This is a genomic window from Microbacterium dauci (genome assembly GCF_030065535.1).
In the GTDB taxonomy this organism is placed as follows: domain Bacteria; phylum Actinomycetota; class Actinomycetes; order Actinomycetales; family Microbacteriaceae; genus Microbacterium; species Microbacterium dauci.
Map to the genome: position 1 here is coordinate 41,864 of NZ_JASJND010000001.1, position 24,252 is coordinate 66,115.

Sequence of the window (24,252 nt, forward strand, 5' to 3'; positions counted from 1 at the left end):
GTCAGGTGAGCGCGTGCCGGTCGAGGAACGCGTAGACCTCGCCGTCGTCGACGCCCGGGAAGTTGCCGCGGGGGAGTGGCGAGAACATCTGCATGTGCACGCGGGCGCTCGGCCACGCCTTGCCCTCCCAGCGCGCGGTGAGATCGGACGCGGGGCGCCGGCAGCACGCCTCGTCGGGGCACGTCGACACGGCGCGCTTCTGCGTCTCGCGACCGCGGAACCAGCGGGCGTCGTCGAAGGGGACGCCCACCGTGATCGAGAAGTCGCCGTCGGCGGTGCTGCCGGTCTGGCTCGAGCACCAGAACGTCCCGCCCGGGGTGTCGGTGTACTGGTAGTGCTCGGTGGTGCGGTTCTGCTCGGTGAACGCCGAGCGGGCGGCGAAATGCCGGCACACGACCTGGCCCTCGACCGAACCGGTCACATCCATCGGGAGCGGGAGTCCGTCGTTCTCGTACGCGCGGCTGATCGCGCCCGAGCCGTCGACGCGGAGGAAGTGCAGCCGGATGCCGAGATGGCGGGTCAAGAGGTTCGTCAGGCGCATGCCCGCAGCCTCGTGCGTCACGCCGAACGCGTCGCGGAAGTCCTCGACGGCGAGGTTGCGGTCCTTCTTCGCCTGACTGAGGAACGCGACCGACGCGGACTCGGGCATGAGGCAGGCGGCGGCGTAGTAGTTGATCTCGAGCCGCTGCTGCAGGAAGTCGGCGTAGTCGGTGGGTGGCGTGTGACCGAGCAGCCGGTGCGCCATGGCCTGCAACGCCATGGAGCGGAGGCCGTGGCCGCCGGGGATGGATGCCGGTGGCAGATAGATGCGGCCGTTCTCGAGGTCGGTGACCGAACGGGCCGAGTGGGGGAGGTCGCCTGCATAGATGAGCTCGAACCCGAGCTGCGAGGCCATGATGCTCACGGTGCGGTGCGTGAGCGCCCCCGTGGTGTGGCCGGCCGACTTGAGCTGCTTCTCGGCGAGGCGCTCGATATCGGGCAGGTGGTTGTCCGACTCCCGCATGCGCAGCCGCAGCTCGGTGTTGGCGCGACGGGCCTCTTCGGGCGTGGCGATCGCCTCGCGCTCGCGCCGCTGCAGCTCGCGGTGCAGTGCGAGCACGCCCTCGATCGTCTCGTCGGTCATCGTCTTCGACACCCGGACCGCGGGTACGCCGAGTCGCTTGAAGACCGGGCTCTGCTGTGCGCGCTCGAGTTCGAGTTCGAGTGCCGCCCGGTGGTTCGGGGGTTCCGCCGAAAGCAGGTCGGTGACGTCGGTGCCGGTGGCGGCAGCGATCGCCTGCAGCAGCGAGAGCTTCGGTTCGCGCTTGCCGTTCTCGATGAGGCTGAGTTGGCTGCCTGCGACGCCGACGAGCTCTCCGAGCCCGTCGAGGGTGTAGCCGTTGGAGACCCGCTGGTGACGGATGCGGTGACCGAGAGTCGAGAGTTGGAGCGGCGTCGCCATGAATTGAGCATAGCGAAAGAATCATGATTCTTGACGCGCCCGAGTCAGGTAAGAGCCGTCGCACCTGACGCACAGTGGGAACACGCCCACCAACGAAGGAGTGCTCATGGCCATCGCCGACCTGTTCACCCGCACCACCTCGACCACCCCCGTCGCCGTCACCCCTGCGGCATCCGCATACGGACACCGCCCCACGATCGGCGGCGACGGCATGGCGGCGCTGCACGCGTGGGTCGAAGAGATCGCCGCGCTCACGCAGCCCGCCCGCATCCACTGGGTCGATGGCAGCCGCGCCGAGAACGAGATGCTGCTGCGCCAGCAGGTCGACGAGGGCAAGCTCATCAAGCTGAACCCGGAGTGGCGGCCCGGCTCGTACCTCGCCCGCTCCCACCCGAGCGACGTCGCCCGCACCGAAGGCCGCACCTACATCGCCTCCGAGCGCGAAGCGGACGCCGGGCCCACGAACAACTGGATCGCGCCCGACGAGATTCGCGCGACGCTCACGCCGCTGTTCGAGGGCAGCATGCGCGGGCGCACGATGTACGTGGTCCCGTTCTCGATGGGAGCCGTCGGCGGGCCGCTGTCGCACATCGGTGTACAGGTCACCGACAGCGCGTACGCCGTCACCTCGATCGGCATCATGACCCGCGTCGGCACGGCGGTGCTTGAGCAGATCGCCGCCGGCAAGCCCTGGGTGAAGACCGTGCACTCGGTCGGGGCGCCGCTCGCACCCGGACAGACGGATGCCGCGTGGCCGTGCAACGACGAAAAGTACATCGTCCACTTCCCCGACACGCTCGAGGTCTGGTCGTTCGGCTCGGGGTACGGCGGCAACGCCATCCTCGCGAAGAAGTGCTTCGCGCTGCGGATCGCCTCGGTGATCGGCCGCGATGAAGGCTGGCTCGCCGAGCACATGCTGCTCATCCGGGTCATCGACCCGCAGGGCAAGGCCTACCACGTGGCGGCGGCGTTCCCGTCGGCGTGCGGCAAGACGAACCTCGCGATGCTCCGGCCCACGATTCCGGGGTGGCGTGTCGAGACGCTCGGCGACGACATCGCGTGGCTGCGCCCCGGCGAGGACGGTCGGCTCTGGGCGATCAACCCCGAGGCCGGGTTCTTCGGCGTCGCGCCCGGCACCGGCGAGTCCACGAACGTGACGGCGGTCGAGACGCTCTGGGGCAACACCATCTTCACGAACGTCGCGCTGCGCCCCGACGGCGACGTCTGGTGGGAGGGACTCACCGACGAGGCTCCCGCCGAGCTCACCGACTGGCAGGGGAAGCCCTGGACCCCGGCATCCGGCACCCCGGCCGCACACCCGAACTCCCGCTTCACCGTGAGCGCGGGCCAGTGCCCGCAGATCGCTGGCGATTGGGATGCGCCCGAGGGCGTGCCGCTCGACGCGATCCTCTTCGGTGGCCGTCGCGCGACGAACGTGCCGCTCGTCGTCGAGGCGACCGACTGGACGCACGGCGTCTTCATGGGGTCGAACATCTCGTCGGAGCGCACCGCCGCGGCTGAGGGCACGGTCGGGGAGCTGCGCCGCGACCCGTTCGCCATGCTGCCGTTCTGCGGCTACAACATGGCCGACTACTTCGGGCACTGGCTGAAGGTCGGACAGATGCTCCGCTTCGACCGGGCGCCGCGGATCTTCCAGGTCAACTGGTTCCGCAAGGGCTCCGACGGCCGGTTCCTCTGGCCCGGGTTCGGTGACAACGCCCGCGTGATCGACTGGATCATCCGCCGCATCGATGGGTCGGTCGGCGCCGTCGACAGCCCCATCGGACGCCTGCCGAAGACGGACGACCTCAACCTCGCCGGCGTCGACGTGCCGCAGGCCGACCTCGACGAGCTGTTCGCGGTCGACCCGCAGTCGTGGCTGCACGAGGCCGACCTCACCGAGGCGTTCTACGCGACCTTTGACGGCAAAGTGCCGCACGCCCTCTCGGCCGAGCTCGCAGCGCTCCGCTACAGGTTGCAGCGCGCGTAGCTTGCGGCATCCACTTCGTCCGCGAGACAGCAGTGGGAGCCCGAGACGTTGACAACAGACCGATGTCTCGGGCCGGCACTGCTGTCTCGCGGTCTCCGGAGTCTCAGACGAGGAGCTGGTGGGCGGCGAGGTCGCGGTAGAGCGGCACGTCGCGCACCAGCTCCTCGTGTGTGCCCTGCCCGACGACGCGGCCGTGGTCGAGCACGACGATGAGGTCGCTGTCGACGACCGTCGAGAGGCGGTGGGCGATCACGATGAGGGTGCGACCGGATGCCACGGCGTCGATCGCCTCGCGCATGCGCTGCTCGTTCACACCGTCGAGGGATGACGTCGACTCGTCGAGCAGCAGGATCGGGGGCGCGGCGAGCAACGCCCGTGCGATGGCGAGCCGCTGACGTTCGCCGCCGGAGAGCATGACGCCGGCCTCGCCGACCGGTGCATGGAGCCCGAGCGGGCTGCGCTCGAGCACGTCGCCGAGGTTGACGGCGCGGAGCACCCGCTCGCACGCGTCGTCGGCGGCATCCGGCGACGCGAGTCGCAGGTTCTCGGCGATCGTGCCGGCGAGCGTCGGGGCGTCCTGCTCGACGTAGCCCAGCTGTGCGCGCAGTGCGAGGCGGTCGAGCGCCCGCGCGTCGGTGCCGCCGATGAGGACGGCGCCCGCAGTCGGGTCGTAGAACCGCTCGATGAGGGCGAGTGTCGTCGACTTGCCGGCGCCGGACGGCCCGACGAGCGCGACGCGCGCGCCGCGGGGGACGCGGAACGAGACGCCGTGCAGTACGTCGTCGTCGGTGTCGACGGCGGCATCCGCGTCGTCTGCAGCGACGGCCACGTGCGCGTCGACGAGGGTGCCGCGGGCGTCGTCCTGCGCTTTGCGGCGTGCTGCGACGACCACCTGCGGATAGGCGAAGTGGACGTCCCGGAACTCGACCGCGGCGTCTGCATCGACCGATTCAGCAACCGGCACGGATGCCGCGAGCTCGGCGTCGTGCCCGGTCTCGTCGGGCAGGTCGAGGACCTCCTGGATGCGCCCGAGCGCGCCGAGCGCCTGGCTCACCGAGGTGATCGCGCCGAAGAACGACGCGAGCGGCTGAATGAGGAAGAAGAGGAACATCACGAACGTGACGAGCTGTGCGACGTCGATCGCACCCGACGCGACCCGGAAGCCGCCCACGCCGAGGACGACGAGGAGCGACACCTGCAGGGCGATGCCGGCGACGGGGACGATGACGGCCGACGCCTTCGCGACGCGGATGCCGGCGCCGTAGGCTTCGGCAGCCGTCGCGGCGATCGCCTCGCGCTCCCGGTCCGCCGCTCCCGCTGCGCGGATCGTGCGGATCGAGCCGATCGCGCGCTCGACGCCGGATGAGAGCTCGCCGACCTTCTCCTGCTGCAGCGCGGTGGCGCGGCGGATGCGGCCGCTGAGGAGCGCCACGACGGTCGCCGAGGCTCCGATCACGACGACGATGAGGAGCAGCAGCACCGGGTCGATCAGGAGCATCGCGACGATCGCGCCGACGAAGATGAGGGCGTTGCCGAGCGAGTCCGCGAACCCCTGGGTGAGCACTGCGTAGAGCAGCGTCGTGTCGGTGCCGACGCGTGAGACGAGGTCTCCGGTGCGGCGCGCGTCGTACTCCTGGACGGGCAGGTGCAGGAGCTTGGCGACGAGGCGGCGGCGGCTCGAGTAGACGACCGCGGTGCCGGTGCGCTGCAGCAGGTAGTGCTGGAAGCCGCCGATGAGCGAGGAGACGACGACGAGGCCGACGAGGATCCACACGGCGATGCCGAGCGCGTCGCCCGCCTGGACCTTGCCGATCAGGTCGCCGACGAGGAGCGGCTGGACGAGGGTGCCGACCGCCTCGAGGACGCTCAGCACTGCGACGACGACGAGGACGCCCTTGTGTTCGAGCAGGAAGGGGAGGAGTTGCTTCAGGCTCGCGCGCGGGCCATCGTCCTTCGACCGGCCGCGACGGCCGCGGGAGGGCGTCGACATGCCTCTATTCTCCCGTGCCCACGCGACGTCGGAGGGCGCGGATAGGGTGATCGGGTGCCTGAACCCGTGATCTCCGCCCAGCGGCTCGTCAAGACGTACTCGGCGAAGGGTCGCCCCGACTTCGTCGCGGTCGACGGGCTGTCGTTCGAGGTCGCGCCCGGGGAGTCGTTCGGCCTGCTCGGACCGAACGGCGCCGGCAAATCGACCACGATGAAGATGATCGGCGCCGTCTCGACGCGGACGTCTGGCGACCTCTCGATCCTCGGGCTCGACCCTGACCGCCACGGCCCCGAGATCCGCTCGCGCCTGGGCGTCGTGCCGCAGCAGGACAACCTCGACGGCGAGCTGAACGCCCGCGAGAACCTCTACATCTACGGGCGCTATTTCGGCCTGCCCGGCAAGGTGTGCGCGCAGAAAGCCGACGAACTCCTCGCGTTCGCGCAGCTCGAGGACAAGGCCAAGCACAAGGTCGACCAGCTCTCGGGCGGCATGAAGCGGCGACTCACGATCGCGCGCGGGCTCATCAACGACCCGCGCATCCTGCTGCTCGACGAGCCGACGACGGGCCTCGACCCGCAGGCGCGGCACGTCCTCTGGGACCGCCTGTTCCGCCTCAAGGAGCGCGGCACGACGCTCGTCCTGACGACCCACTACATGGACGAGGCCGAGCAGCTCTGCGACCGGCTCATCGTCGTCGACAAGGGCCGGATCATGGCCGAGGGCACGCCCGCCTCGCTCATCCGCGAGCACTCCAGCCGTGAGGTCCTCGAAGTGCGCTTCGGCTCCGATCGCAATGCCGAGGCCGCCGAACGCCTGCAGGGTGTCGGCGACCGCGTCGAGGTGTTACCCGACCGCGTGCTCGTCTACGCCGGCGACGGCGAAGCCGCACTCGAGCGCGTGACCGCGGCGGGGCTGCAGCCGATCACGAGCCTCGTGCGTCGCTCCAGCCTCGAGGACGTCTTCCTGCGCCTGACCGGACGGTCGTTGATCGAATGAGCGCCGAATCAACGGATGCCGCGACCTCGGCGCAGCCCACCCTCGACGAGCTTCGCGCCGAAGCGCTGGAGTGGGGTCGACGGCCGCGACGCCGCGGCACCTGGTACGTCACCGAGCACATGGTCCGTGCGATGCGCGCATACGGCTGGACGATCGTGGTCGGCGCGCTCGGGCAGCCCATCCTCTACCTCCTCGGACTCGCGGCCGGGCTCGCCGCGCTCATCCAAGCGCCCATCGTCGACCGCGGCGTCGAGGTGGACTACCTCGTGTTCGTCGCGCCGGCACTGCTCGTGACGGCGGCGATCGCCGTGGCATCCGAGGAGATGACCTACCCCGTCATGGCGGGGTTCAAGTGGCGCCGCTACTTCTATGGATTCAACGCGTCGCCGCTGTCGAGCCCGCAGATCGCGAACGGCGTCATCGTCGGTGCGACGGCGCGCATGGCGTTCGCCGTCGCGGCGTACTACCTCTTCATCTGGCTGCTCGGCGCGATCGGGGTGGGGTGGACGACCGTTCCGCAGCCGGAGACCGGATGGTTGGCGATCCCCGCCGGCATCGCGGCGGGCATGGCGTTCGGCGTGCCGCTCATGGCGTACGCCGGGTCGATCGAAGACGACAAGGGCCAGTTCGCGCTCGTGCAGCGCTTCGTGTTCATGCCGATGTTCCTCTTCTCGGGCACGTTCTACCCGCTCGACACCCTGCCGGTGTGGTTGCAGTGGATCGGCTGGATCTCGCCGCTGTGGCACGGCGCCGAGCTCGGCCGCCTCGCCACCTACGGCGCAGCCGTACCGCCCGCGATGGTGGGCGTCCACATCGCCTACCTCGTCGTCCTCACCGGCATCGGCTACCTCTGGGGCAGCAAGATCTTCATCGAAAGGCTCGCGAAGTGACCGCCGTGGCATCCGTCTCGCGGCGCGGCGGCGTCCGCGCGCTGTGGGCGGGCAACCCCGGCGCTGTCGTGCAGCGCGGGTTCCTCGCGGCGCGCTCGTCGAGCTGGGTTGTCGTGCTGTCGGGCTTCTTCGAGCCGGTGTTCTACCTCGCCTCGATGGGGCTCGGCCTCGGAGCCCTCATCGGCGACGTCCAGACCGCGCAGGGCGTGGACGTCTCGTACGCCGCGTTCATCGCGCCGGCCCTGCTCGCGGTGTCGGCGATGAACGGCGCCGTCTACGACTCGACGTGGAACGTCTTCTTCAAGCTCAATTACGGCAAGCTCTACGAGGGCATGCTCGCGACCTCGCTCGGGCCGCTCGACGTCGCCCTCGGTGAGATTCTCTACGCCCTGCTGCGCGGGCTGCTGTACGCGACCGGCTTCATGGTCATCATGCAGATCCTCGGCCTCAACCTCGCGGCGACCGCGATCCTCGCGCTGCCGGCGGTGCTGCTCATCGCGTTCGGGTTCGCGAGCCTCGGCATGGCGATCACGAGCTATATGAAGACGTTCCAGCAGATGGACTGGATCAACTTCGTCATGCTGCCGATGTTCCTCTTCTCGGCGACGTTCTACCCGATCTCCGTCTACCCGCAGTGGGTGCAGTCCATCGTGATGGCGTTGCCGCTGTGGCACGGGGTCGAGCTCATCCGAGGCCTGACCACCGGCATCCTGCACATCGGGATGCTGTGGCATGTCCGGTACTACGTCGTGATGATCGCTGTCGGGCTGGTCTTCACGACCAAGCGCCTGCGGGCGCTGTTCCTCGACTGACGCTCAGCGTCCCGATTCCATGACCTCGCGCGCCTTGCGGATGCGGCGAGGGTTGACCGGATGCGTCGCGAGCACGACCTTGCCGCGCGAGTGCAGCTTCTGCAGGTCGTCGTATGCTTCGGCGACGTCGGCGAGCGGGTAGAAGCCCGACACGAGGACGTTGACCGCCCGCTTCTCGGCGAGCTCGACGACCTTGCGCAGCTGGTCGGTGCCGTGGGCGACAGCCGCGGGGTCGTCCGACAGCAGGGCGACCTCGCGCTCGCGACGGTCGGGGCTCGAGCGGAACTTGCTCGCGGGGACGCCCAGGGCTTCGGCGATCTCGTGTCCGTCCTGCCCGAAGTTGTCGATGTACGCGCTGACCCCGTCGGGGGCGAGGGCGCGGATCCGGTCGACGATCCCCTCGCCGTAGCGCACCGGCTTCACGCCGAGCTGACGCAGGTAGTCGAAGTTGCGGTCGCCGCACGTCCCGATCACGCGAGCACCGCGGTGCATGGCGATCTGCGCCTCGATGCTGCCGACACCGCCCGCGGCGGCTGAGACGACCACCGTGTCGCCGACGCCCACCTTCAGTTCGTCGAGGATGTCGAGGGCCGTCGTGCCGGCCAGGTACAGACCGCCCGCGGTCTCGAACGTGACGTTCTTAGGCTTGCGCACGAGCCGGTCGGTCGACACTGTGAGGTGGCTGGCCTGCGCTCCCGAGCGGACGTGACCGACGACGTCGCTGCCGACGGGGAAGCCCGCCGTGTCGGGGCCGACGGCGATCACGGTGCCGGCGAAGCAGCTGCCGGATCGGCGGGGGAACGGGTCGTCCCATTCCTTCTCGGCGCCCGAGCGGACGAAGCCGTCGATGTGGTTGAGGCCCATCGTCATGACCTCGACGGTCACCTCGCCCGGGCCGGGCTCCGGAAGGGGGCGGGTGACGAGGTGGAGCACCTCGGGTCCGCCGGTCTCGTCGTACTCGACGACCGATGCCTGTGTGACCTTCTTGATTGCCATCGTCCACTCCTCACGTGCCTGTGGGGCCGACGATAGCCCTGCGCCTGGCCGCAGGGGAGGTCTTGACAGACGGATGCCGCGCCCCTCCCGGTGGGGTGGGGCGCGGCATCCGCTCCTCGGGGTCGGGTCAGCGTGCGCCGAGGTCGACGTGTCCGATGTTCGTCTCGTACTCGACGTCCTTCGTCTCCTTCGACAGCCACAGGGCGATGAAGGTGAGGACGGCGGAGCCCGACAGGTAGACGCCGACGAGCCACGGCGAGCCACCGGCGGCGGCCCAGAGGGCGGTCGCGACGATCGGGGCGAGCGCGGCGCCGAGGATCGACGACACGTTGTACGAGATCGCCGACCCGGTGTACCGGACGTTCGTCGGGAACAGCTCGGGGAGCAGGGCCCCCATCGGACCGAACGTCGCACCCATGAGCATGAACCCGAAGATCAGGAAGGCCTGCACGAGGGCGCCGCTGAACTTCGGGTCGAGCTGCGGCAGAAGGAAGACGTTGAAGAGCAGACCGAAGACGGCGATCACCCCCGTGATCCACAGCAGCAGGCGGCGACGGCCGATCGTGTCGGCGACGGGGCCCGAGAGCAGCGTGAAGACGCCGAAGAAGACGACACCGAGGATCTGCATGATGACGAAGTCCGTGTACCCGAACCCGAGGCCCGGCACGTAGGTGGACGCGTCGAACGCCGTGCCCGCAGCCTCCGCTGCGGCGGCGGCTCCCTCGGTCGTAGCCTTCGTGCCGTAGGCGAGGGTGAAGCTCGTCATCAGGTAGAAGAGCACGTACGTGGCGAGCATGATGAACGTGCCGAGGATCAGTTGCTTCCAGTGGCGACGGACGACCTCGCCGAGGGGGAACTTGCGGATTGCGCCCGTCTTCTCGGCCTTGGCGAACGTCTCGGACTCGACGAGCTTGAGACGCACGTACAGGCCGACGATCACCATGACCGCCGAGAACAGGAAGGGCACGCGCCAGCCCCACGCGAGGAACTCCTCGCTGCGCTGCGCGGGGCCGTCGGGGTGCGGCAGCAGGAAGTAGATCACCAGGAACACGGTGTTCGCGATGATGAAGCCGATGGGTGCACCCAGCTGCGGGAACGTGCCGTACCAGGCGCGCTTGCCCTGCGGGGCGTTCTCGGTGGCGACCAGCGCCGCACCCGACCACTCCCCGCCGAGCGCGAAGCCCTGGGCGAGGCGGAGGACCAGCAGCAGGATCGGGGCGAGCACGCCCACCTGGTCGAAGGTCGGCAGGAGGCCAATGAGGAAGGTCGCGACACCCATCGTGAGGAGGGAGCCGACGAGGGTCGCTTTGCGGCCGAACTTGTCGCCGAAGTGGCCGAACACCACGGCACCGACGGGACGGGCGACCATGGCGGCGCCGAAGATGCTGAACGAGAGCAGCAGGTTGGTGGTGTCGTTCCCGGCGGGGAAGAACAGGATGGGGAAGACGAGGACGGCGGCGGTCGCGTAGACGTAGAAGTCGTAGAACTCGATCGTCGTGCCGACGAGGCTGGCGGTGATGACGCGGGAGCGCGGATTGGCGGGGGCGGCGGATGCCGCGGGTGCTGCAGATGCAGAGGACATGCGGAAGACCTGTCGAGAGGAAAAGCGAAACGGTCCTCGTGGGACACGTCGGCGGCGGACGTCCGGGCGCGGGTGATGCCACGGACATCACAACACTGGGAGACCGAGCGCCGGCTGGATCGCCGACGCACAACGCTCGAGTCTACGCCCGCCGATATCCGCGGGAGGCCATGGTCAGCGCCAGATGACCGCGAGGCCGGCGTTCAGCAGCGTCAGGCCGCCGATCGCCCAGAAGATGCCGGCCGGGACGGCGCCCGACTTCCGCTCACGCGCGGCGCCTGCGCCGAGGAGGCCGCCGATGAGGATGAGGACGACGAGCTTGATGCCGATCTTCATGTAGTTGAGGTCGTGGGCGAGGCCCCACGGCGCGGACAATGCGAGTCCGGCGACCAGGGCGATCGCGAGCCCCCAGTGCATGAGGCGGGTCACGCGGCGCTTGCCGACAGCTTCGACGATCCAGGCGCCGAAGATCGTCGCGAAACCGACGAGGTGAATCAGGACGACGATGCTGCGCAGGATCTCCATGCCATCAGGCTACCTGAAGGTGACGCGGCGCGCACGCATCCGACCAACGGATGCCACGCCTCAGGCGCGCAGCTCCCGCAGGGTGATCGCGGTGCGCAGCGCGGCATCTGCCGCTTCTGCGCCCTTGTCCTCCTTCGAGCCCTCGAGGCCGGCGCGGTCGAGGCCCTGCTGCTCGTCGTCCAACGTCAGCACGCCGAAGCCGACGGGCTTGCCGGTGTCGAGGGCGACGCGGGTGAGTCCGTCCGTCGCGGCCGACGAGACGAAGTCGAAGTGCGGGGTTCCACCGCGGATGATGACGCCCAGCGCGACGGCCGCGTCGGCACCGGCGTCGAGCGCGGCCTTGGCGGCGACGGGCAGCTCGAACGAGCCCGGTACGCGCACGAGGCGCCACGTGGCGCCCGAGGCGTCGAGGATGCGCTTCGCGCCTGCGATCAGGCCGTCGGTGATCGTGTCGTGCCACTGCCCGGCGATCACGACGACGGACAGGCCGCTCGCGTCGACCGCTTCGGCCCGGGGCGCTCCGTGTCCGCTCATGCGGTGTGCTCCTCACTGTGCGCGAGGGCCTCGCGCAGTTCGTCGGCGTCGATGATGTGGCCCATGCGGTCGGCCTTCGTCGCCAGGTACTGGTGGTTGTTCGCGCCGACCCCGACCAGCAGGGGCACCTGGTCGACGATGGTGAGACCTAGGGCACGCAGCTGCGCGACCTTGTCGGTGTTGTTGGTCAGCAGACGGATCTGCTTCACGCCGAGGTCGGACAGGATGCCGGCGGCCGCCGCGTAGTCGCGGGCGTCGGCCGGCAGGCCGAGCGCGAGGTTCGCATCGACGGTGTCGAGGCCCCGCTCCTGCAGGCTGTACGCGCGCAGCTTGTTGATGAGGCCGATACCGCGCCCCTCGTGGCCGCGCATGTAGATGACGACGCCGCCGTCCTGCTCGATCGTGTCGAGCGCCGCCTCGAGCTGCGGTCCGCACTCGCACTTGAGCGAGCCGAACGCCTCACCCGTGAGGCACTCGGAATGCACGCGCACGAGCGGTGCCTCCTCGGTGAGGTCGCCCGAGACGACGGCGATGTGGTCGGTGCCGGTGATCCGGTCCTTGTAGGCGAGGAACCGGAACTGGCCGTGCGAGGTGGGGACCGTCGCCTCGGCGCGCAGGCTCACGCGGCGCTTGGCGGTGTGGTCGGTGTGGGCGGCGGTGCCGTCGCCGTCGGCCGCGCTGACGTGCGCGATGAGCTGCTCGATCGTGATGACGGGGATGCCTTCGCGCTCGCCCATCTCGAGGAGCCCCGGCATCCGCATCATGCTGCCGTCGTCGGCGACGACCTCGCCGATCACGGCGACCGGCTGCAGGCCCGCGAGCTGCATGAGCTCGACGGCGGCCTCGGTGTGGCCGGCTCGCTCGCGCACGCCGCCGTCGACGGCGCGCAAGGGGAGTACGTGCCCCGGGCGGATGAGCGAGGACGGCACCGAGTCCGGGTCGGCGAGCACGTTGGCCGTGCGGGCACGGTCCGAGGCGCTGATGCCGGTCGTGACGCCCTCCGCGGCGTCGACGCTCACCGTGTACGCCGTGCTCCGGGCATCCTGGTTCTGCTCGACCATGGGAGGCAGGTCGAGGCGGTCGGCCCAGTCGGCCGGCATCGGGGCGCACAGGAACCCGCTGGACCAGCGGATGGTCCACGCGAGCCACTCCGGCGAGGCGAGCTCGGCGGACAGGATGATGTCGCCCTCGTTCTCGCGGCTCTCGTCGTCGGCGACCAGGATCGGTCGGCCTTCCTTGAGGGCTGCCAGGGCGTCGGGGATGGACGAAAGGCTCATCGGGAGCCTCCTTCTTCTGCGGACGGGATGCCGTCGGGTGAGGCGAATCGGAGCAGGCGCTGCACGTGCCGCGCCAGGATGTCGGTTTCGAGGTTGACGCGGTCGCCGGGGGCGAGCGTGCCGAGGGTGGTCACCTCGAGCGTCTCGGGGATGAGGGAGATCTCGAACCAGTGCGACGCGGCGTCGGGCTCGGACACGTCCGAGACGGTGAGCGAGACGCCCTGGACCGTGATGGACCCCTTGTCGACGACGAGCGGGGCGAGGTGGTCCGGCAGCGAGACGCGGATGACGCGCCACTGCTCGCCGGGGCGGACCTCGAGGACCTCGCCCGTGCCGTCGACGTGTCCCTGCACGATGTGTCCGCCGAGGCGCGTGTGCGCGGCGAGGGCACGCTCGACGTTGACTCGAGAGTCGACCCCGAGGGTGCCGAGCGTCGACATGTCGAGCGTCTGCTTCATGACGTCGGCCGTGAACCCCTCGGAGGTCTGGTCGGTGACCGTCAGGCAGACGCCGCTGATCGAGATCGAGTCGCCGCGCTGCGCGTCCGAGACGGCGAGGGGCGCGCGCACGGTGAGACGCACGCCATCCCCGGAGGGGTCGACGGCGGTGATCGTGCCCTGCTCTTCGATGATGCCGGTGAACATCAGGGAGCCTCCTTCGGAGTGGCGACGACGAGGAGGTCGTCGCCGAGTCGTTCGATGGCGCGCACGTCGAGGCGGCGCTGCGCGGCGATGGTGGGGATGCCGAGGTCGCCGACGGCGAGCTTGTCGCCGCCGAGCAGGGTTGGGGCGAGGTAGACGAGCACCTCGTCGACGAGCCCGGCGCGCAGGAACGAGCTGGCGAGCGTCGGGCCGCCCTCGACGAACACGCGGTGCGCGCCGAGTTCGCGGAGGCGGTCGAGCAGGTCGGGGAGGTCGTCGCCCTCGTCCTGCATGAACGGTCGCGGGTGCTGCCGCAGACGTGCGTCCTGGGGGACAGCGCGCGTGCCGACCACGACCGGGCGCGGTTGGTCATCGTACAGCGAGCCGTCTTCGCGACGTGCGGTCAGGGCGGGGTCGTCGGCGAGCACGGTGCCGGTGCCGGCGACGATCGCGTCGGCCTCGGCACGTCGGCGGTGGACGTCGGCGCGGGCGACGGGTCCCGTGATCCACTGACTGGTGCCGTCGGATGCCGCGGCGCGGCCGTCGAGCGACTGCGCCCACTTCACGGTGACGTGGGGCCGCCCGAGGCGCTGCACGTCGAGCCACGACGCCAGCAGGGCCTCGCCCTCGGCCAGGCCCTCGCCGGCGACGACCTCGACGCCCGCGTCGCGAAGCCGCTGGGCGCCGCCCGACGAGGCGTCGCCCGGGTCGCTCACGGCGTAGACCACGCGGGTGATCCCCGCCTCGAGCAGCGCGACCGCGCACGGGCCGGTGCGTCCGGTGTGGTTGCACGGCTCGAGCGTCACAACGGCGGTCGCGCCGCGCGCGGCATCCGGTGTCAGCTTCGACAGCGCATCGACCTCAGCGTGCGGCGTGCCGGCTCCGCGGTGCCACCCCTCGGCGAGCACGTCGCCGGCGGGGGAGAGGATCACCGCGCCCACCTGCGGGTTCAGGCCGCGCGGGCCTTCGAGCGCGAGCGCGAACGCGCGACGCATCGCGTCGTGCTCTGCAGCTGTGGCGCTCATCCGGATCCTCACGATGGGTTCTCCGGGGCGTGGCGCAGGTGCGAAGGGTCCGCCGACGACATCGGCGAACCTCTCGTGCTGCCTCCCATCCGGACTCGCGACTCACGTCGCATCACCGTCGGTCCCGGATTTCCACCGGATCAGCCGAGCCCCGAAGGACCCCGCTCGCGGACTGTCACCGCCGGTTCGGATTCACACCGACCCCGGAGCACGTTTCTTGCTCTCGAGTGTAGTCAACCGGGTGGTCGCTGTTTCATTCCCCGGATCAACACGATTCGTCGCAGACGGTGTCAGGCGCTGGCCCGCCACACCACCGGGCAGTCGAGCACGACGCCGGTGTCCGCAGACGGCGCGCCGCGGAGCTGCCGCAGCACCGCGTCGGCGGCGGCCCGGCCGAGCGTGCTCGCCGGCTGTCGGACGGTCGACAACGGCGGATCGCACCGCAGTGCCCAGGTGCTGTCATCGAAGCCGACGACCCCGACGTCGTCCGGGATGCGCCGGCCACTCGCCTGCAGCACATCCATCGCCCGAGATCATCGAGGCAGGCCGTCTCGATGGCTCGGGTGAGGTGCGCACCTTCCTCACTGTGTCGATCCGACTCATGGTGCCCGCGCTCGTGACGGTGTTCCTGTTCCAGTTCGTCACGATCTGGAACAACTTCTTCCTCCCGTAGATCATGCTCCGCAGCCAGGAACTGTTCCCCGTCACCTACGGGCTCTGCACCTGGAACACCCAGCTGAACCAGATTCCCGAGCTGCGCACCTACGTACTCGTGGGTGCCCTGCTGTCGATCATTCCGCTGATCATCGCCTTCCTCCTCCAACGCTTCTGGCGCACCGGACTCGGCTCCGGCGCCGTGAAGTGAGGCGGAACCCCGCGTCGGATCTCTTCCGATACCCGAGATAGTCCCTTCACACAGGAAGCACGCAATGATGCACACACCGAAGAAAGCAGTCGCCACCGCCGTCGCTCTGCTGAGCGTGGCCGCGCTGGCCGGCTGCAGCTCCAGCACCGACCCCGCAGGCGGCGACGCGGCCGCGTGCGCACCGGCCGACGGTCCCGTCACCCTGGAGTTCACCTCATGGATCCCGGGTATCGACGACGCCTTCCTGCTCGCGGCCGGCACGCCGGGATTCGGCTTCCGCGGCGGCGAGGTCTGGTCCACGCACGTCGCCTTCAGTGGCGACACGCGGCAGTGGTTCGAGCGCTCGGCGCTCGGCGCCGCCGTGCTGGGGGCGGGGGAGCGGCGCCAGCCGGTCGCGCTCGCCGCCGGTGCGCGGCTCGAGACGCCGGTCGTGGTCGCCACCTACTCGGATGCCGGCCTCGACGGCCTCTCGGCCCGCCTGCATCCGTGGATCCGCTCGTGGAGCACGCACACCGGCGTGCGACCGCTCACGTTGAACACGTGGGAGGCGGTCTACTCCGACCACTCGCTGGACCGCCTCATCCCGCTCGTGGCGCGCGCGGCGGAGGTCGGGGTGGAACGGTTCGTGCTCGACGACGGCTGGTTCCTGGGCCGCACCGACGACCGTCGGGCGCTCGGGGACTGGGTCGTCGATCCCCGCACCTGGCCCGACGGGCTGGGACCGCTCGCGGCGGCGGTCATCGATGCCGGCATGCAGTTCGGTCTCTGGGTCGAGCCCGAGATGGTGAGCCCGGACTCGCGCCTCGCGCGTGCGCACCCGGAATGGATGCTGGACACCCCGGCGGGCACGTGGCGGTGGCAGCACGCGCTCGATCTCGCGCAGCCGGACGCAGCGGCGTACGTGTTCGACCACCTCGACGCGCTCCTGCGCGAGTACCCCATCGCGTACCTGAAGCGGGATCACAACCGCGACCTGCTGGTGCCCGACAGCCACGCGCAGACGGTCGCGCTGTACGCGCTCATCGACCGCCTGCGCACTGCGCATCCCGGCGTGGAGATCGAGTCGTGCGCATCGGGCGGCGCCCGCATCGACCTCGGCATCCTCTCGCGTGTCGACCGCGTGTGGACCAGCGACACCAACGACCCGATCGAGCGGCAGGCGATCCAGCGCTACACGGGTGTGCTGATCCCGCCGGAGTACCTCGGCAGCCACGTCGGCGACGCGAAGGCGCACACCACCGGTCGCACGGCGTCGCTCTCGTTCCGCCTCGCCACGGCGTTCTTCGGGCGCGCCGGCATCGAATCCGACCTCACGCGCCTCGACGAGGACGAGCGGCAGGCGATCGCGGCGTGGGTGGCCGCGTATCGCGCCCACCGCCCGCTGCTGCACTCCGGTCGCGTCGTCCGCGGCGACGGCGCGGACGCGGCCAGCATCGTGCACGGCGTCGTCGCCCCCGACGCCGGTGAGGCGATCTACGCGCTCGTCGCGGTGGACGTGCCCGATGCGGCAGTGCCGGCGCCGATGCGGATGCCGGGGCTCGATGCGACTGCAGAATACGAGGTGACGGTGATCGACTTCGGCGCCGTCGGCGTGCTGCAGGACGTCGCCCCGCCCTGGCTGCACGACGGTGTGCGCATGTCGGGGCGGGTGCGCGCCGACGTGGGCGTCGCCGTGCCGCTGCTGCTGCCCGGCGAGGCCGTGCTGCTGCACGTTCGCGCCGCGGCGAGCTGACCGGTCGCGCTCAGCGCACCAGCATCCGCGCCGCCGATTCCTCGATGACGAGGTCGGTGACGAGGTCCGCGGCCAGCGCGCCGCGAAGCGCCGCCAGCTTCGAGCCGCTCGAGATAACGCAGATGCGGTGCGCGGCGGTGCGCAGGGTCTCGAACGACGGGCCGCTGGAGCGCTCGTTCAGCGGGATGTCGTCCGTCGACCCGTCGGCGCGGAAGAACACCGTCGCGCAGTCGCCCACGACGCCGCGCTTCGCCAGCTCCGCGAGGTCGCGCGGCGAGAGGTATTCGCCGGCGTAGACGTGCGAGGGCACTTCGGCGCGGGGCGAGCCGAGTCCGAAGATGACCACGCTCGCGCGTGCCTGCACGTCGAGCACGGAGCGCACGGCGCGCTCCCGCCACATCGCCCGCTTGGTGTCGGGATCATCGAACAGCGCCGGCACCGGGAACAGGTCGACGGTGGCCCCGAACGCCTCCGCGAACGCCTGCAGGATGCTGGACGAGTACGGCACCCCCGAGGTCGATTCATTCGCGGCGCCGTTGAGCTGCACGACGCGCGTGCCGTGCAGTGGCTTCTTCGGCAGGTGGCGTGACACTGCGGAGAGCGTGGCGCCCCAGGCGACGCCGATGACGGTGTTCGTGTCGGTGTGCAGCGCCACGAGTCGGGCGGCGCTGCGCGCGGTGCGGTCCAGGCGCTCGGCGGCGTTGACGTGACTCGCCGTCGGGACGATGTGCACGCGCACGCCGTAGGTGTGGGCGATGCGGCCGGCCACCTGGTCGCGGTCCTCCTGCGGCGAATGGACGGTGATCTCGACGAGCCCGCTGTCGCGCGCATACGCGAGCAGCCGCGACACGGAGGAGCGTGAGATGCGCATCTCGTCGGCGATCGCGGCCATGCCGGCGCCCTGCACGTAGTAGAGCTGTGCGGCTCGCAGCGCCTCGGCGGCTTTGTCCATGCGTGCGCATCCGTTCAGTCCGGGTGGGCGGCGCGACGTCGCCGCGGTGGTCTTCCCACCGATTCTCGTCGAATCGTGCACATATGTGCAATCAGGTTGCGCATGCGTGCGTTCGCGCGTGAGCATGGGCGCACGTTCCAAGGAAGGACCCTCGTCACCATGAGCACACGGCAGCAGCGCACCCGTCCGCAGGTCGAGGCATTGCGCGCACGTCCACATGCCCAGGTGCTCGTGATCGGCGGCGGCATCAATGGCATCGCCACCTTCCGAGACCTCGCGCTGCAGGGCGTCGACGTCGCCCTCGTCGAGCGCGGCGACTACGTCTCCGGCGCGTCGTCGGCATCGAGCCACATGGTCCACGGCGGTGTGCGCTACCTCGAGAACGGCGAGTTCCGACTCGTGCAGGAGGCCGTCACCGAGCGCAACGCGCTGCTGCGCACGGCGCCGCACTACGTCCGTCCGCTCGAGACCACCATCCCGATCTTCAAGACCTTCTCCGGCATCCTCACGGCGCCCTTCCGCTTGCTGTTCACGCACGGCACCGGCAAGCCCAACGAGCGCGGGGCGCTGCTGATCAAGGTCGGCCTCATGATCTACGACACCTTCTCGCGCGATGGCGGCTCGGTGCCGCGCCACGTCTTCCGCCGCGCCAAGCGCTCGCTCCAGGCCTTCCCGCAGATGAATAAGGACGTCGCCTACACCGCGAGCTACTACGACGCCTCGATGCACGACCCGGAGCGCCTCGCGCTCGACGTGCTCTTCGACGGCGTCCGTGCCGGCGGCGAGCAGGCCCGCCCCGCCAACTACCTCTCCGTCGACGGCGTCGACGGAGACCAGGTCACCCTGCTAGATGAGACCACGGGCGAGCGCTTCGGCTTCACGGCGGACGTCATCGTCAACACCAGCGGCCCCTGGACCGACCTCACGAACGACGCGCTCGGCCAGCCGACCACCTTCATGGGCGGCACCAAGGGCTCGCACATCGTGCTCGAGAACGACGAGCTCCTGGCCGCGACCGGCGGCAACGAGATCTTCTTCGAGCACTCCGACGGCCGCATCGTGCTCATCTACCCGCTCAAGGGCCGTGTCATGGTCGGCACCACCGACATCGACGCCGACCCGCGCGAGCGCACGGTGTGCACCGACGACGAGATCGACTACTTCTTCGACCTCATCGGTCATGTCTTCCCCGACATCACCGTCGATCGCGCGCAGATCCGCTACACGTTCTCCGGCATCCGCCCGCTGCCGCGCCACGACGACATGGCGCCGGGCTTCGTCTCCCGCGACTACCGCATCGAGCGCGGCGACGCCGCGGGCACGCCCGTGCTCAGCCTCGTCGGCGGCAAGTGGACCACCTTCCGCGCGGTCGCCGAGCACGTCGCCTCCGACACCCTCGCGCTGCTCGGCCGCGCCCGCACCGTCTCCACCGCCGATCTCGCGATCGGCGGCGGCGCCGACTACCCGCGCACACCCCGTGACCGCGCCCGGTGGATCGAGCAGCACCGGGGCGTGCACACCGCTGCACTGGCCGACCGCATGTTGGAGCGCTACGGCACGCGCGCAGGCGACGTGCTCGCCGCCGTCCCGGAGGGCGCCGAGGAGCTGGCCGCCGTGCCCGGCTACTTCGCCGAGGAGATCGCCCACCTCGCCCGCACCGAGGACGTCGTGACGCTCGCCGACGTGCTGCTGCGGCGCACCTCCGTCGCCTTCGTCGGCGGTGCGACGATCGGCGGTCTGCGCCAGCTCGCTGCCGCGGTCGGCGACGTGCTCGGATGGGACGGCGACGCGCGGGCGGCGCAGGTCGATGAGGCCGTCCGCGTGCTCCGCGAGCACCACCGGATCGCGGTCGACGAGGACCGGCACGCCGCGCTGGTCTGACACTTCGGCGCGCCCGGCGTCGAAGCACGCACATGCACCGGGCACAAACGAGTCGATGACGACGGTCGTCATCGAGCATGTATCGAAAGGTCAATGACGACACGTGAACGACATCAACTTGTGGCTCTACTTCGTCTCCGAGACGGTCGGCACCGGGCTGCTGACCCTGCTCGGCTGCGGTGTGGTCGCCAATGTGCTCCTCGCGAAGTCCAAAGGTTTCGGCGGCGGCACGCTGATGATCAACTGGGGCTGGGGTCTGGCGGTGTTCATCGGTGTGCTCGGCTCCGCCTACTCGGGAGCGCAGCTCAACCCCGCCGTGTCGCTCGGGCTGCTGCTTGCCGGCGACCTCGAGGTGACTCTGTTCTTCGTCGCCGTGGCCGGTCAGCTCGTGGGCGCCTTCCTCGGTGCCGTGCTCTGCTGGCTCACCTACAAGCAGCACTTCGACGGTGAGGCCGACGCGGCCACCAAGCTCGGGGTGTTCTCCACCGGCCCGGCGATCCGCTCGTACGGCTGGAACCTCGTCACCGAGATCATCGGCACCTTCGTGCTCGTCTTCACGATCTTCGCGTTCGCCGACTACGGCGACATCCAGATCGGCACCCCCGGCGGCCTCGGCCCGCTGACCGCCCTACCCGTCGCCCTGCTCGTCGTCGGTATCGGCGCCTCGCTCGGCGGTCCCACCGGCTACGCCATCAACCCGGCCCGCGACCTCGGTCCGCGTATCGCCCACGCCGTGCTCCCCATCAAGGGCAAGGGTGCGAGCGACTGGTCGTACGCGTGGGTCCCCGTCGTCGGTCCGCTCATCGGCGGCGCGATCGCCGCGGTCGCCGCCCCCGCACTGCTCTCGATGGTCTGACGACCAGCATCCGCGCGTTCAACAACACACGAAAGACGAGGAAGTCCCATGGCTGACTACATCATCGCAATCGATCAGGGCACCACATCCAGCCGCGCCATCATCTTCGACCACGGTGGCTCGATCATCGCCACCGGCCAGAAGGAGCACGAGCAGATCCTGCCGCGCGCTGGCTGGGTCGAGCACGACGCGATGGAGATCTGGCGCAACGTCCAGGAGGTGATCGGCGTGGCGCTCGCCAAGGCCGATCTCACCCGCCACGACATCGCCGCCGTCGGCATCACCAACCAGCGCGAGACCGCCGTCGTGTGGGACAAGCACACCGGTGAGCCCGTCTACAACGCCATCGTCTGGCAGGACACTCGCACGCAGGCAATCGTCGACCGGCTCGCCACCGAGGGCCTCGGCACCGAGCGGTACAAGGGCATCGTCGGGCTGCCGCTGGCGACCTACTTCTCGGGCACGAAGATCGCTTGGATCCTCGAGAACGTCGACGGCGCCCGCGAGCGCGCCGAAGCCGGCGACCTCATCTTCGGCACCACCGACACCTGGGTGCTGTGGAACCTCACCGGCGGCACCGACGGCGGCGTCCACGTCACCGACGTCACCAACGCCTCGCGCACCCTCTTCATGGACCTCGAGACGCTCGAGTGGCGTGAGGACATCCTCCAGGACTTCGGCGTCCCGCTGTCGATGATGCCCGAGATCCGCTCCTCCTCCGAGGTGTACGGGTACGCGGAGGACTCGTCGCTGCTGCGGGAGACCCCCGTCGCCGGCATCCTGGGCGACCAGCAGGCCGCCACGTTCGGCCAGGCCGCGTTCGAGAAGGGCGAGAGCAAGAACACCTACGGCACCGGCAACTTCCTGATCTTCCAGACCGGGGAGGAGATCGTCCACTCCCGCAACGGGCTGCTGACGACCGTCGGCTACAAGCTCGGCGACCAGCCCACCCGCTACGCCCTCGAGGGATCGATCGCCGTCACCGGCTCGCTCATCCAGTGGCTGCGCGACCAGGTCGGCCTGATCTCCGCGGCGCCCGAGGTCGAGAAGCTCGCGGCATCCGTCGAGGACAACGGCGGCGTGTACGTCGTGCCCGCGTTCTCGGGCCTGTTCGCGCCGTACTGGCGTCCCGAGGCGCGCGGTGCGATCGTCGGTCTCACCCGGTTCTCCAACCGCGGCCACATCGCCCGCGCCGCGCTCGAGGCGACCGCGTTCCAGACGCGTGAGGTTCTCGACGCCGTCAACGCGGACTCCGGCGTCGACCTCGAAGAGCTCAAGGTCGACGGCGGCATGACGGCCAACGACACCCTCATGCAGTTCCAGGCCGACATGCTCGGTGTGCCCGTCGTCCGCCCGGTCGTCGCGGAGACGACGGCACTCGGCGCCGCGTACGCTGCCGGTCTCGCCGTCGGCTTCTGGTCTGACCTCGATGAGTTGCGCGCCAACTGGCAGGAGGACGCTCGCTGGGAGCCCAGCGACGACGTCGCTGAGCGCGAGCGTCAGCTGCGGCTGTGGAAGAAGGCCGTCACCAAGTCGTTCGACTGGGTCGACGACGACGTCAACTGAGCCCACCCGCGAGCGAACGCCCCGCCGCCCGGTTTCGACCGGCGGTGGGGCGTCGCAGCGTCCGCCGCTACTTGAGCAGTCGCGACAACCGGCGATCAGCGAGCACCTTGCCACCCGTCTGACACGTTGCGCAGTACTCGAGGCTGTTGTCGGCGAAGAAGACCGAGCGCACTTCGTCGCCGCACACGGGGCACGCCTGCCCGCGTCTGCCATGGACAGCCATGCCGCGTCGCTTCGCGTCCTTAAGGTCTGCGGGCGGCTTTCCGGATGCCGCGGTCACGGCCTCCGTCAGCGTGTCACGGGTCGCGGCGTAGAGCCGATCGACGTCCTCGTCGCTCAGCGTGGCGGCGAGGGCGTACGGCGACATCTTCGCCGCGTGGAGGATCTCGTCGGAGTAGGCGTTGCCGATGCCCGCGACGATCGACTGGTCGCGCAGGACGCCCTTGATCTGGGTGCGGCGGCCGGCGAGCAGCTCCGCGAGGGTGTCCCGTGTGAACGCGGCGTCGAGTGGATCGGGCCCGAGCCTGGCGATACCGGGGACGTCGGAGGGGGACCGGGCCGCGTAGTACGCGAGCGACTTCTTCGTCCCGGCCTCGGTGAGATCGAACCCCGACCCGTCGTCGAACGCGACGCGGAGTGCGATCGGAGTCTTCCCCGGGCGGATGATCGTCGACGGCAGCTGGTCGTACCAGCGCAGCCAGCCCGCCTTCGCGAGGTGGAAGATCAGGTGCACGGGCTCGCGGCCGGCAGCATCCGCCGTCAGATCAACGAACTTGCCGTGGCGGGCGACGGTCGTGATCTTCCCGCCAACGAGCGCGTCGATGGGCGGGTCGTAGGTTTTCAGGGCAGCGATGTTCGCGACCGATGCCTTCGTGATCCCGAGCCCGGTGGCGCGCGTCGTCAGGAAGTCGACGAGTCCTTGCACCTCCGGCATCTCGGGCATGCGCTCATCCTGCCAGGACGTCGTCGAGCACGGGCCACGGCACCGGCGTGCGGTCGTCGTCCGGGAGGATCGCGGCGATCCAGCCGTCGCTGCGGACCCCGCCGCCGTTGACGAGGCTCGCGCGGAGCGTGCCCTCGAACCGCAGGCCGAGCGCCCGCGCCGAGCGGGCGGAGGGGAGGTTACCGGCGACCGCGCGCCACTCGACGCGTGACAGGTTCGGGCCGGCATCCGAGAACGACCAGTCGAGCACCGCGACGGCTGCCTCGTGCAGGAATCCGCGACCGCGGGCGTGCGGCGCGAGCCAGTATCCGATCTCGCCGTTCCCGCCGCCGAGCCGGTTCATGCCGATCATCCCCGCGAAGGTGCCGGCTTCGCGGATCGCCCAGTTCGCGTTGCTGCCGTCGGCCCACCACTCCGCGGCCTTGGCGACGAAGCCGACCGCGTGCGTCCGCTCGTACGGCTGCGGCACGGTCGTGTACCGCTGCACGTCGGGGTCCTGGCATGCCGCGTGGATCGCGTCGACGTCGGCATCCACCGGGATCGACAGCTCGAGTCGCGCCGTCCGCAGCACCACCGGTTCCATGCCCCGACCCTACCCGTCGCCCCGCGCCGAGTGACCGCTGGATCTGGGTCACAACTCAGGCAGATGTCCTCGCAGTCACACTCACGCGGTCTCCCGAGGTCAGTCTGCCTGAGTTATGACCCGTCGCCAGATTTCTCCCCACCGGCCTGAGTTGTGGTCCAGCGCGGGACCGCGG

General features: G+C 70.0%; 21 protein-coding genes, 1 pseudogene and 1 riboswitch. Of the genes and pseudogenes, 9 read left to right on the forward strand and 13 right to left on the reverse strand.

Translation table 11 applies throughout. The features are described 5' to 3' along the window. Window position 1: 1 nt before the first annotated feature. Window positions 2–1,441 (reverse strand): XRE family transcriptional regulator, encoded by a 1,440-nt coding sequence (locus QNI14_RS00185; RefSeq protein ID WP_283714169.1) that lies wholly within the window; start codon window positions 1,439–1,441, stop codon window positions 2–4. Window positions 1,442–1,547: 106 nt separating this feature from the next. On the opposite strand from QNI14_RS00185, the gene QNI14_RS00190 reads away from it, so the two are divergent. Further along, window positions 1,548–3,431: a phosphoenolpyruvate carboxykinase (GTP) gene (locus QNI14_RS00190; protein ID WP_283714170.1), complete on the forward strand. Its 1,884-nt coding sequence runs from the start codon at window positions 1,548–1,550 to the stop codon at window positions 3,429–3,431. Between the two features lie 103 nt (window positions 3,432–3,534). On the opposite strand, the gene QNI14_RS00195 is transcribed toward QNI14_RS00190, so the two are convergent. Then, window positions 3,535–5,421: an ABC transporter ATP-binding protein gene (locus QNI14_RS00195; protein ID WP_283714171.1), complete on the reverse strand. Its 1,887-nt coding sequence runs from the start codon at window positions 5,419–5,421 to the stop codon at window positions 3,535–3,537. Window positions 5,422–5,475: 54 nt separating this feature from the next. Between QNI14_RS00195 and QNI14_RS00200 the strand changes: the two genes are divergently transcribed. The 3 genes from QNI14_RS00200 to QNI14_RS00210 are packed head-to-tail and all read left to right on the forward strand — an operon-like array spanning window position 5,476 to window position 8,119. Further along, complete coding sequence (locus QNI14_RS00200; protein WP_283714172.1) at window positions 5,476–6,417, forward strand: ABC transporter ATP-binding protein; 942 nt, start codon at window positions 5,476–5,478, stop codon at window positions 6,415–6,417. Next, window positions 6,414–7,307 carry an ABC transporter permease gene (locus QNI14_RS00205; protein ID WP_283714173.1) on the forward strand — a complete coding sequence of 298 codons (894 nt, stop codon included), beginning with the start codon at window positions 6,414–6,416 and terminating at the stop codon, window positions 7,305–7,307. The genes QNI14_RS00200 and QNI14_RS00205 overlap by 4 nt, the downstream gene beginning before the upstream one ends. Further along, window positions 7,304–8,119, forward strand: a complete 816-nt coding sequence (locus QNI14_RS00210; RefSeq protein WP_283714174.1) for an ABC transporter permease — start codon at window positions 7,304–7,306, stop codon at window positions 8,117–8,119. The genes QNI14_RS00205 and QNI14_RS00210 overlap by 4 nt, the downstream gene beginning before the upstream one ends. Window positions 8,120–8,122: 3 nt before the next feature. Here QNI14_RS00210 and QNI14_RS00215 read toward each other — a convergent pair whose 3' ends face one another. The 8 genes from QNI14_RS00215 to QNI14_RS00250 form a co-directional block, all read right to left on the reverse strand. Then, the gene (locus tag QNI14_RS00215) at window positions 8,123–9,115 is read right to left on the reverse strand and encodes an NADP-dependent oxidoreductase (protein ID WP_283714175.1); all 993 of its coding nucleotides are present in this window, start codon (window positions 9,113–9,115) and stop codon (window positions 8,123–8,125) included. A gap of 127 nt (window positions 9,116–9,242) precedes the next feature. Next, window positions 9,243–10,697, reverse strand: coding sequence for an MFS transporter (locus QNI14_RS00220; protein WP_283714176.1), 1,455 nt, complete (start codon window positions 10,695–10,697; stop codon window positions 9,243–9,245). A gap of 174 nt (window positions 10,698–10,871) precedes the next feature. After that, window positions 10,872–11,222 carry a Fe-S protein gene (locus QNI14_RS00225; RefSeq protein WP_283714177.1) on the reverse strand — a complete coding sequence of 117 codons (351 nt, stop codon included), beginning with the start codon at window positions 11,220–11,222 and terminating at the stop codon, window positions 10,872–10,874. Window positions 11,223–11,282: 60 nt separating this feature from the next. Continuing rightward, on the reverse strand, window positions 11,283–11,756 hold the full coding sequence (gene ribH / locus QNI14_RS00230) for a 6,7-dimethyl-8-ribityllumazine synthase (RefSeq protein WP_283714178.1): 474 nt from the start codon (window positions 11,754–11,756) through the stop codon (window positions 11,283–11,285). After that, entirely contained in the window at window positions 11,753–13,033 is a 1,281-nt protein-coding gene (gene ribA, locus QNI14_RS00235) for a GTP cyclohydrolase II (protein WP_283714179.1), read from the reverse strand. The genes ribH and ribA overlap by 4 nt, the downstream gene beginning before the upstream one ends. After that, window positions 13,030–13,677: a riboflavin synthase gene (locus QNI14_RS00240; protein ID WP_283714180.1), complete on the reverse strand. Its 648-nt coding sequence runs from the start codon at window positions 13,675–13,677 to the stop codon at window positions 13,030–13,032. Before QNI14_RS00240 ends, ribA begins: the two co-directional genes overlap by 4 nt. Further along, on the reverse strand, window positions 13,677–14,699 hold the full coding sequence (gene ribD / locus QNI14_RS00245; protein ID WP_283714181.1) for a bifunctional diaminohydroxyphosphoribosylaminopyrimidine deaminase/5-amino-6-(5-phosphoribosylamino)uracil reductase RibD: 1,023 nt from the start codon (window positions 14,697–14,699) through the stop codon (window positions 13,677–13,679). Before ribD ends, QNI14_RS00240 begins: the two co-directional genes overlap by 1 nt. 71 nt (window positions 14,700–14,770) lie before the next feature. Continuing rightward, window positions 14,771–14,915: riboswitch (FMN riboswitch) on the reverse strand. 74 nt (window positions 14,916–14,989) lie between these two features. Further along, on the reverse strand, window positions 14,990–15,223 hold the full coding sequence (locus tag QNI14_RS00250; RefSeq protein ID WP_430539220.1) for a substrate-binding domain-containing protein: 234 nt from the start codon (window positions 15,221–15,223) through the stop codon (window positions 14,990–14,992). Window positions 15,224–15,228: 5 nt separating this feature from the next. On the opposite strand from QNI14_RS00250, the pseudogene QNI14_RS00255 reads away from it, so the two are divergent. Continuing rightward, window positions 15,229–15,564, forward strand: a pseudogene (locus QNI14_RS00255) (ABC transporter permease subunit); the annotation flags it as partial. A gap of 67 nt (window positions 15,565–15,631) precedes the next feature. Next, window positions 15,632–17,296, forward strand: a complete 1,665-nt coding sequence (locus QNI14_RS00260) for an alpha-galactosidase (RefSeq protein ID WP_283714182.1) — start codon at window positions 15,632–15,634, stop codon at window positions 17,294–17,296. A gap of 10 nt (window positions 17,297–17,306) precedes the next feature. Here the strand turns inward: QNI14_RS00260 and QNI14_RS00265 are convergent, their stop codons facing one another. Next, window positions 17,307–18,248, reverse strand: coding sequence for a sugar-binding transcriptional regulator (locus QNI14_RS00265; RefSeq protein ID WP_283714183.1), 942 nt, complete (start codon window positions 18,246–18,248; stop codon window positions 17,307–17,309). A gap of 159 nt (window positions 18,249–18,407) precedes the next feature. Between QNI14_RS00265 and QNI14_RS00270 the strand changes: the two genes are divergently transcribed. The 3 genes from QNI14_RS00270 (at window position 18,408) to glpK (ending at window position 22,551) form a co-directional block, all read left to right on the forward strand. Beyond that, window positions 18,408–20,129, forward strand: coding sequence for a glycerol-3-phosphate dehydrogenase/oxidase (locus QNI14_RS00270; protein WP_283714184.1), 1,722 nt, complete (start codon window positions 18,408–18,410; stop codon window positions 20,127–20,129). Window positions 20,130–20,232: 103 nt separating this feature from the next. Next, window positions 20,233–20,985, forward strand: coding sequence for an MIP/aquaporin family protein (locus tag QNI14_RS00275; RefSeq protein ID WP_283714185.1), 753 nt, complete (start codon window positions 20,233–20,235; stop codon window positions 20,983–20,985). Between the two features lie 48 nt (window positions 20,986–21,033). After that, window positions 21,034–22,551, forward strand: coding sequence for a glycerol kinase GlpK (gene glpK, locus QNI14_RS00280; protein WP_283714186.1), 1,518 nt, complete (start codon window positions 21,034–21,036; stop codon window positions 22,549–22,551). Between the two features lie 67 nt (window positions 22,552–22,618). Here glpK and QNI14_RS00285 read toward each other — a convergent pair whose 3' ends face one another. After that, window positions 22,619–23,494, reverse strand: coding sequence for an Fpg/Nei family DNA glycosylase (locus tag QNI14_RS00285; RefSeq protein WP_283714187.1), 876 nt, complete (start codon window positions 23,492–23,494; stop codon window positions 22,619–22,621). A 4-nt stretch (window positions 23,495–23,498) separates the two neighbouring features. Next, a complete protein-coding gene (locus tag QNI14_RS00290; protein WP_283714188.1) occupies window positions 23,499–24,077 on the reverse strand; it encodes a GNAT family N-acetyltransferase in 579 nt (192 codons plus the stop codon). Window positions 24,078–24,252 lie beyond the last annotated feature (175 nt).

Excerpts from the sequence above, each read along its gene's own strand:
- QNI14_RS00185 (WP_283714169.1), bottom strand. The coding sequence starts at position 1,441 with ATGGCGACGCCGCTCCAACTCTCGACTCTCGGTCACCGCATCCGTCAC.
- QNI14_RS00190 (WP_283714170.1), top strand. The coding sequence starts at position 1,548 with ATGGCCATCGCCGACCTGTTCACCCGCACCACCTCGACCACCCCCGTC.
- QNI14_RS00195 (WP_283714171.1), bottom strand. The coding sequence starts at position 5,421 with ATGTCGACGCCCTCCCGCGGCCGTCGCGGCCGGTCGAAGGACGATGGC.
- QNI14_RS00205 (WP_283714173.1), top strand. The coding sequence starts at position 6,414 with ATGAGCGCCGAATCAACGGATGCCGCGACCTCGGCGCAGCCCACCCTC.
- QNI14_RS00215 (WP_283714175.1), bottom strand. The coding sequence starts at position 9,115 with ATGGCAATCAAGAAGGTCACACAGGCATCGGTCGTCGAGTACGACGAG.
- QNI14_RS00220 (WP_283714176.1), bottom strand. The coding sequence starts at position 10,697 with ATGTCCTCTGCATCTGCAGCACCCGCGGCATCCGCCGCCCCCGCCAAT.
- QNI14_RS00225 (WP_283714177.1), bottom strand. The coding sequence starts at position 11,222 with ATGGAGATCCTGCGCAGCATCGTCGTCCTGATTCACCTCGTCGGTTTC.
- ribH (WP_283714178.1), bottom strand. The coding sequence starts at position 11,756 with ATGAGCGGACACGGAGCGCCCCGGGCCGAAGCGGTCGACGCGAGCGGC.
- ribA (WP_283714179.1), bottom strand. The coding sequence starts at position 13,033 with ATGAGCCTTTCGTCCATCCCCGACGCCCTGGCAGCCCTCAAGGAAGGC.
- QNI14_RS00240 (WP_283714180.1), bottom strand. The coding sequence starts at position 13,677 with ATGTTCACCGGCATCATCGAAGAGCAGGGCACGATCACCGCCGTCGAC.
- ribD (WP_283714181.1), bottom strand. The coding sequence starts at position 14,699 with ATGAGCGCCACAGCTGCAGAGCACGACGCGATGCGTCGCGCGTTCGCG.
- QNI14_RS00250 (WP_430539220.1), bottom strand. The coding sequence starts at position 15,223 with ATGGATGTGCTGCAGGCGAGTGGCCGGCGCATCCCGGACGACGTCGGG.
- QNI14_RS00260 (WP_283714182.1), top strand. The coding sequence starts at position 15,632 with ATGCACACACCGAAGAAAGCAGTCGCCACCGCCGTCGCTCTGCTGAGC.
- QNI14_RS00265 (WP_283714183.1), bottom strand. The coding sequence starts at position 18,248 with ATGGACAAAGCCGCCGAGGCGCTGCGAGCCGCACAGCTCTACTACGTG.
- QNI14_RS00270 (WP_283714184.1), top strand. The coding sequence starts at position 18,408 with ATGAGCACACGGCAGCAGCGCACCCGTCCGCAGGTCGAGGCATTGCGC.
- glpK (WP_283714186.1), top strand. The coding sequence starts at position 21,034 with ATGGCTGACTACATCATCGCAATCGATCAGGGCACCACATCCAGCCGC.
- QNI14_RS00285 (WP_283714187.1), bottom strand. The coding sequence starts at position 23,494 with ATGCCCGAGATGCCGGAGGTGCAAGGACTCGTCGACTTCCTGACGACG.
- QNI14_RS00290 (WP_283714188.1), bottom strand. The coding sequence starts at position 24,077 with ATGGAACCGGTGGTGCTGCGGACGGCGCGACTCGAGCTGTCGATCCCG.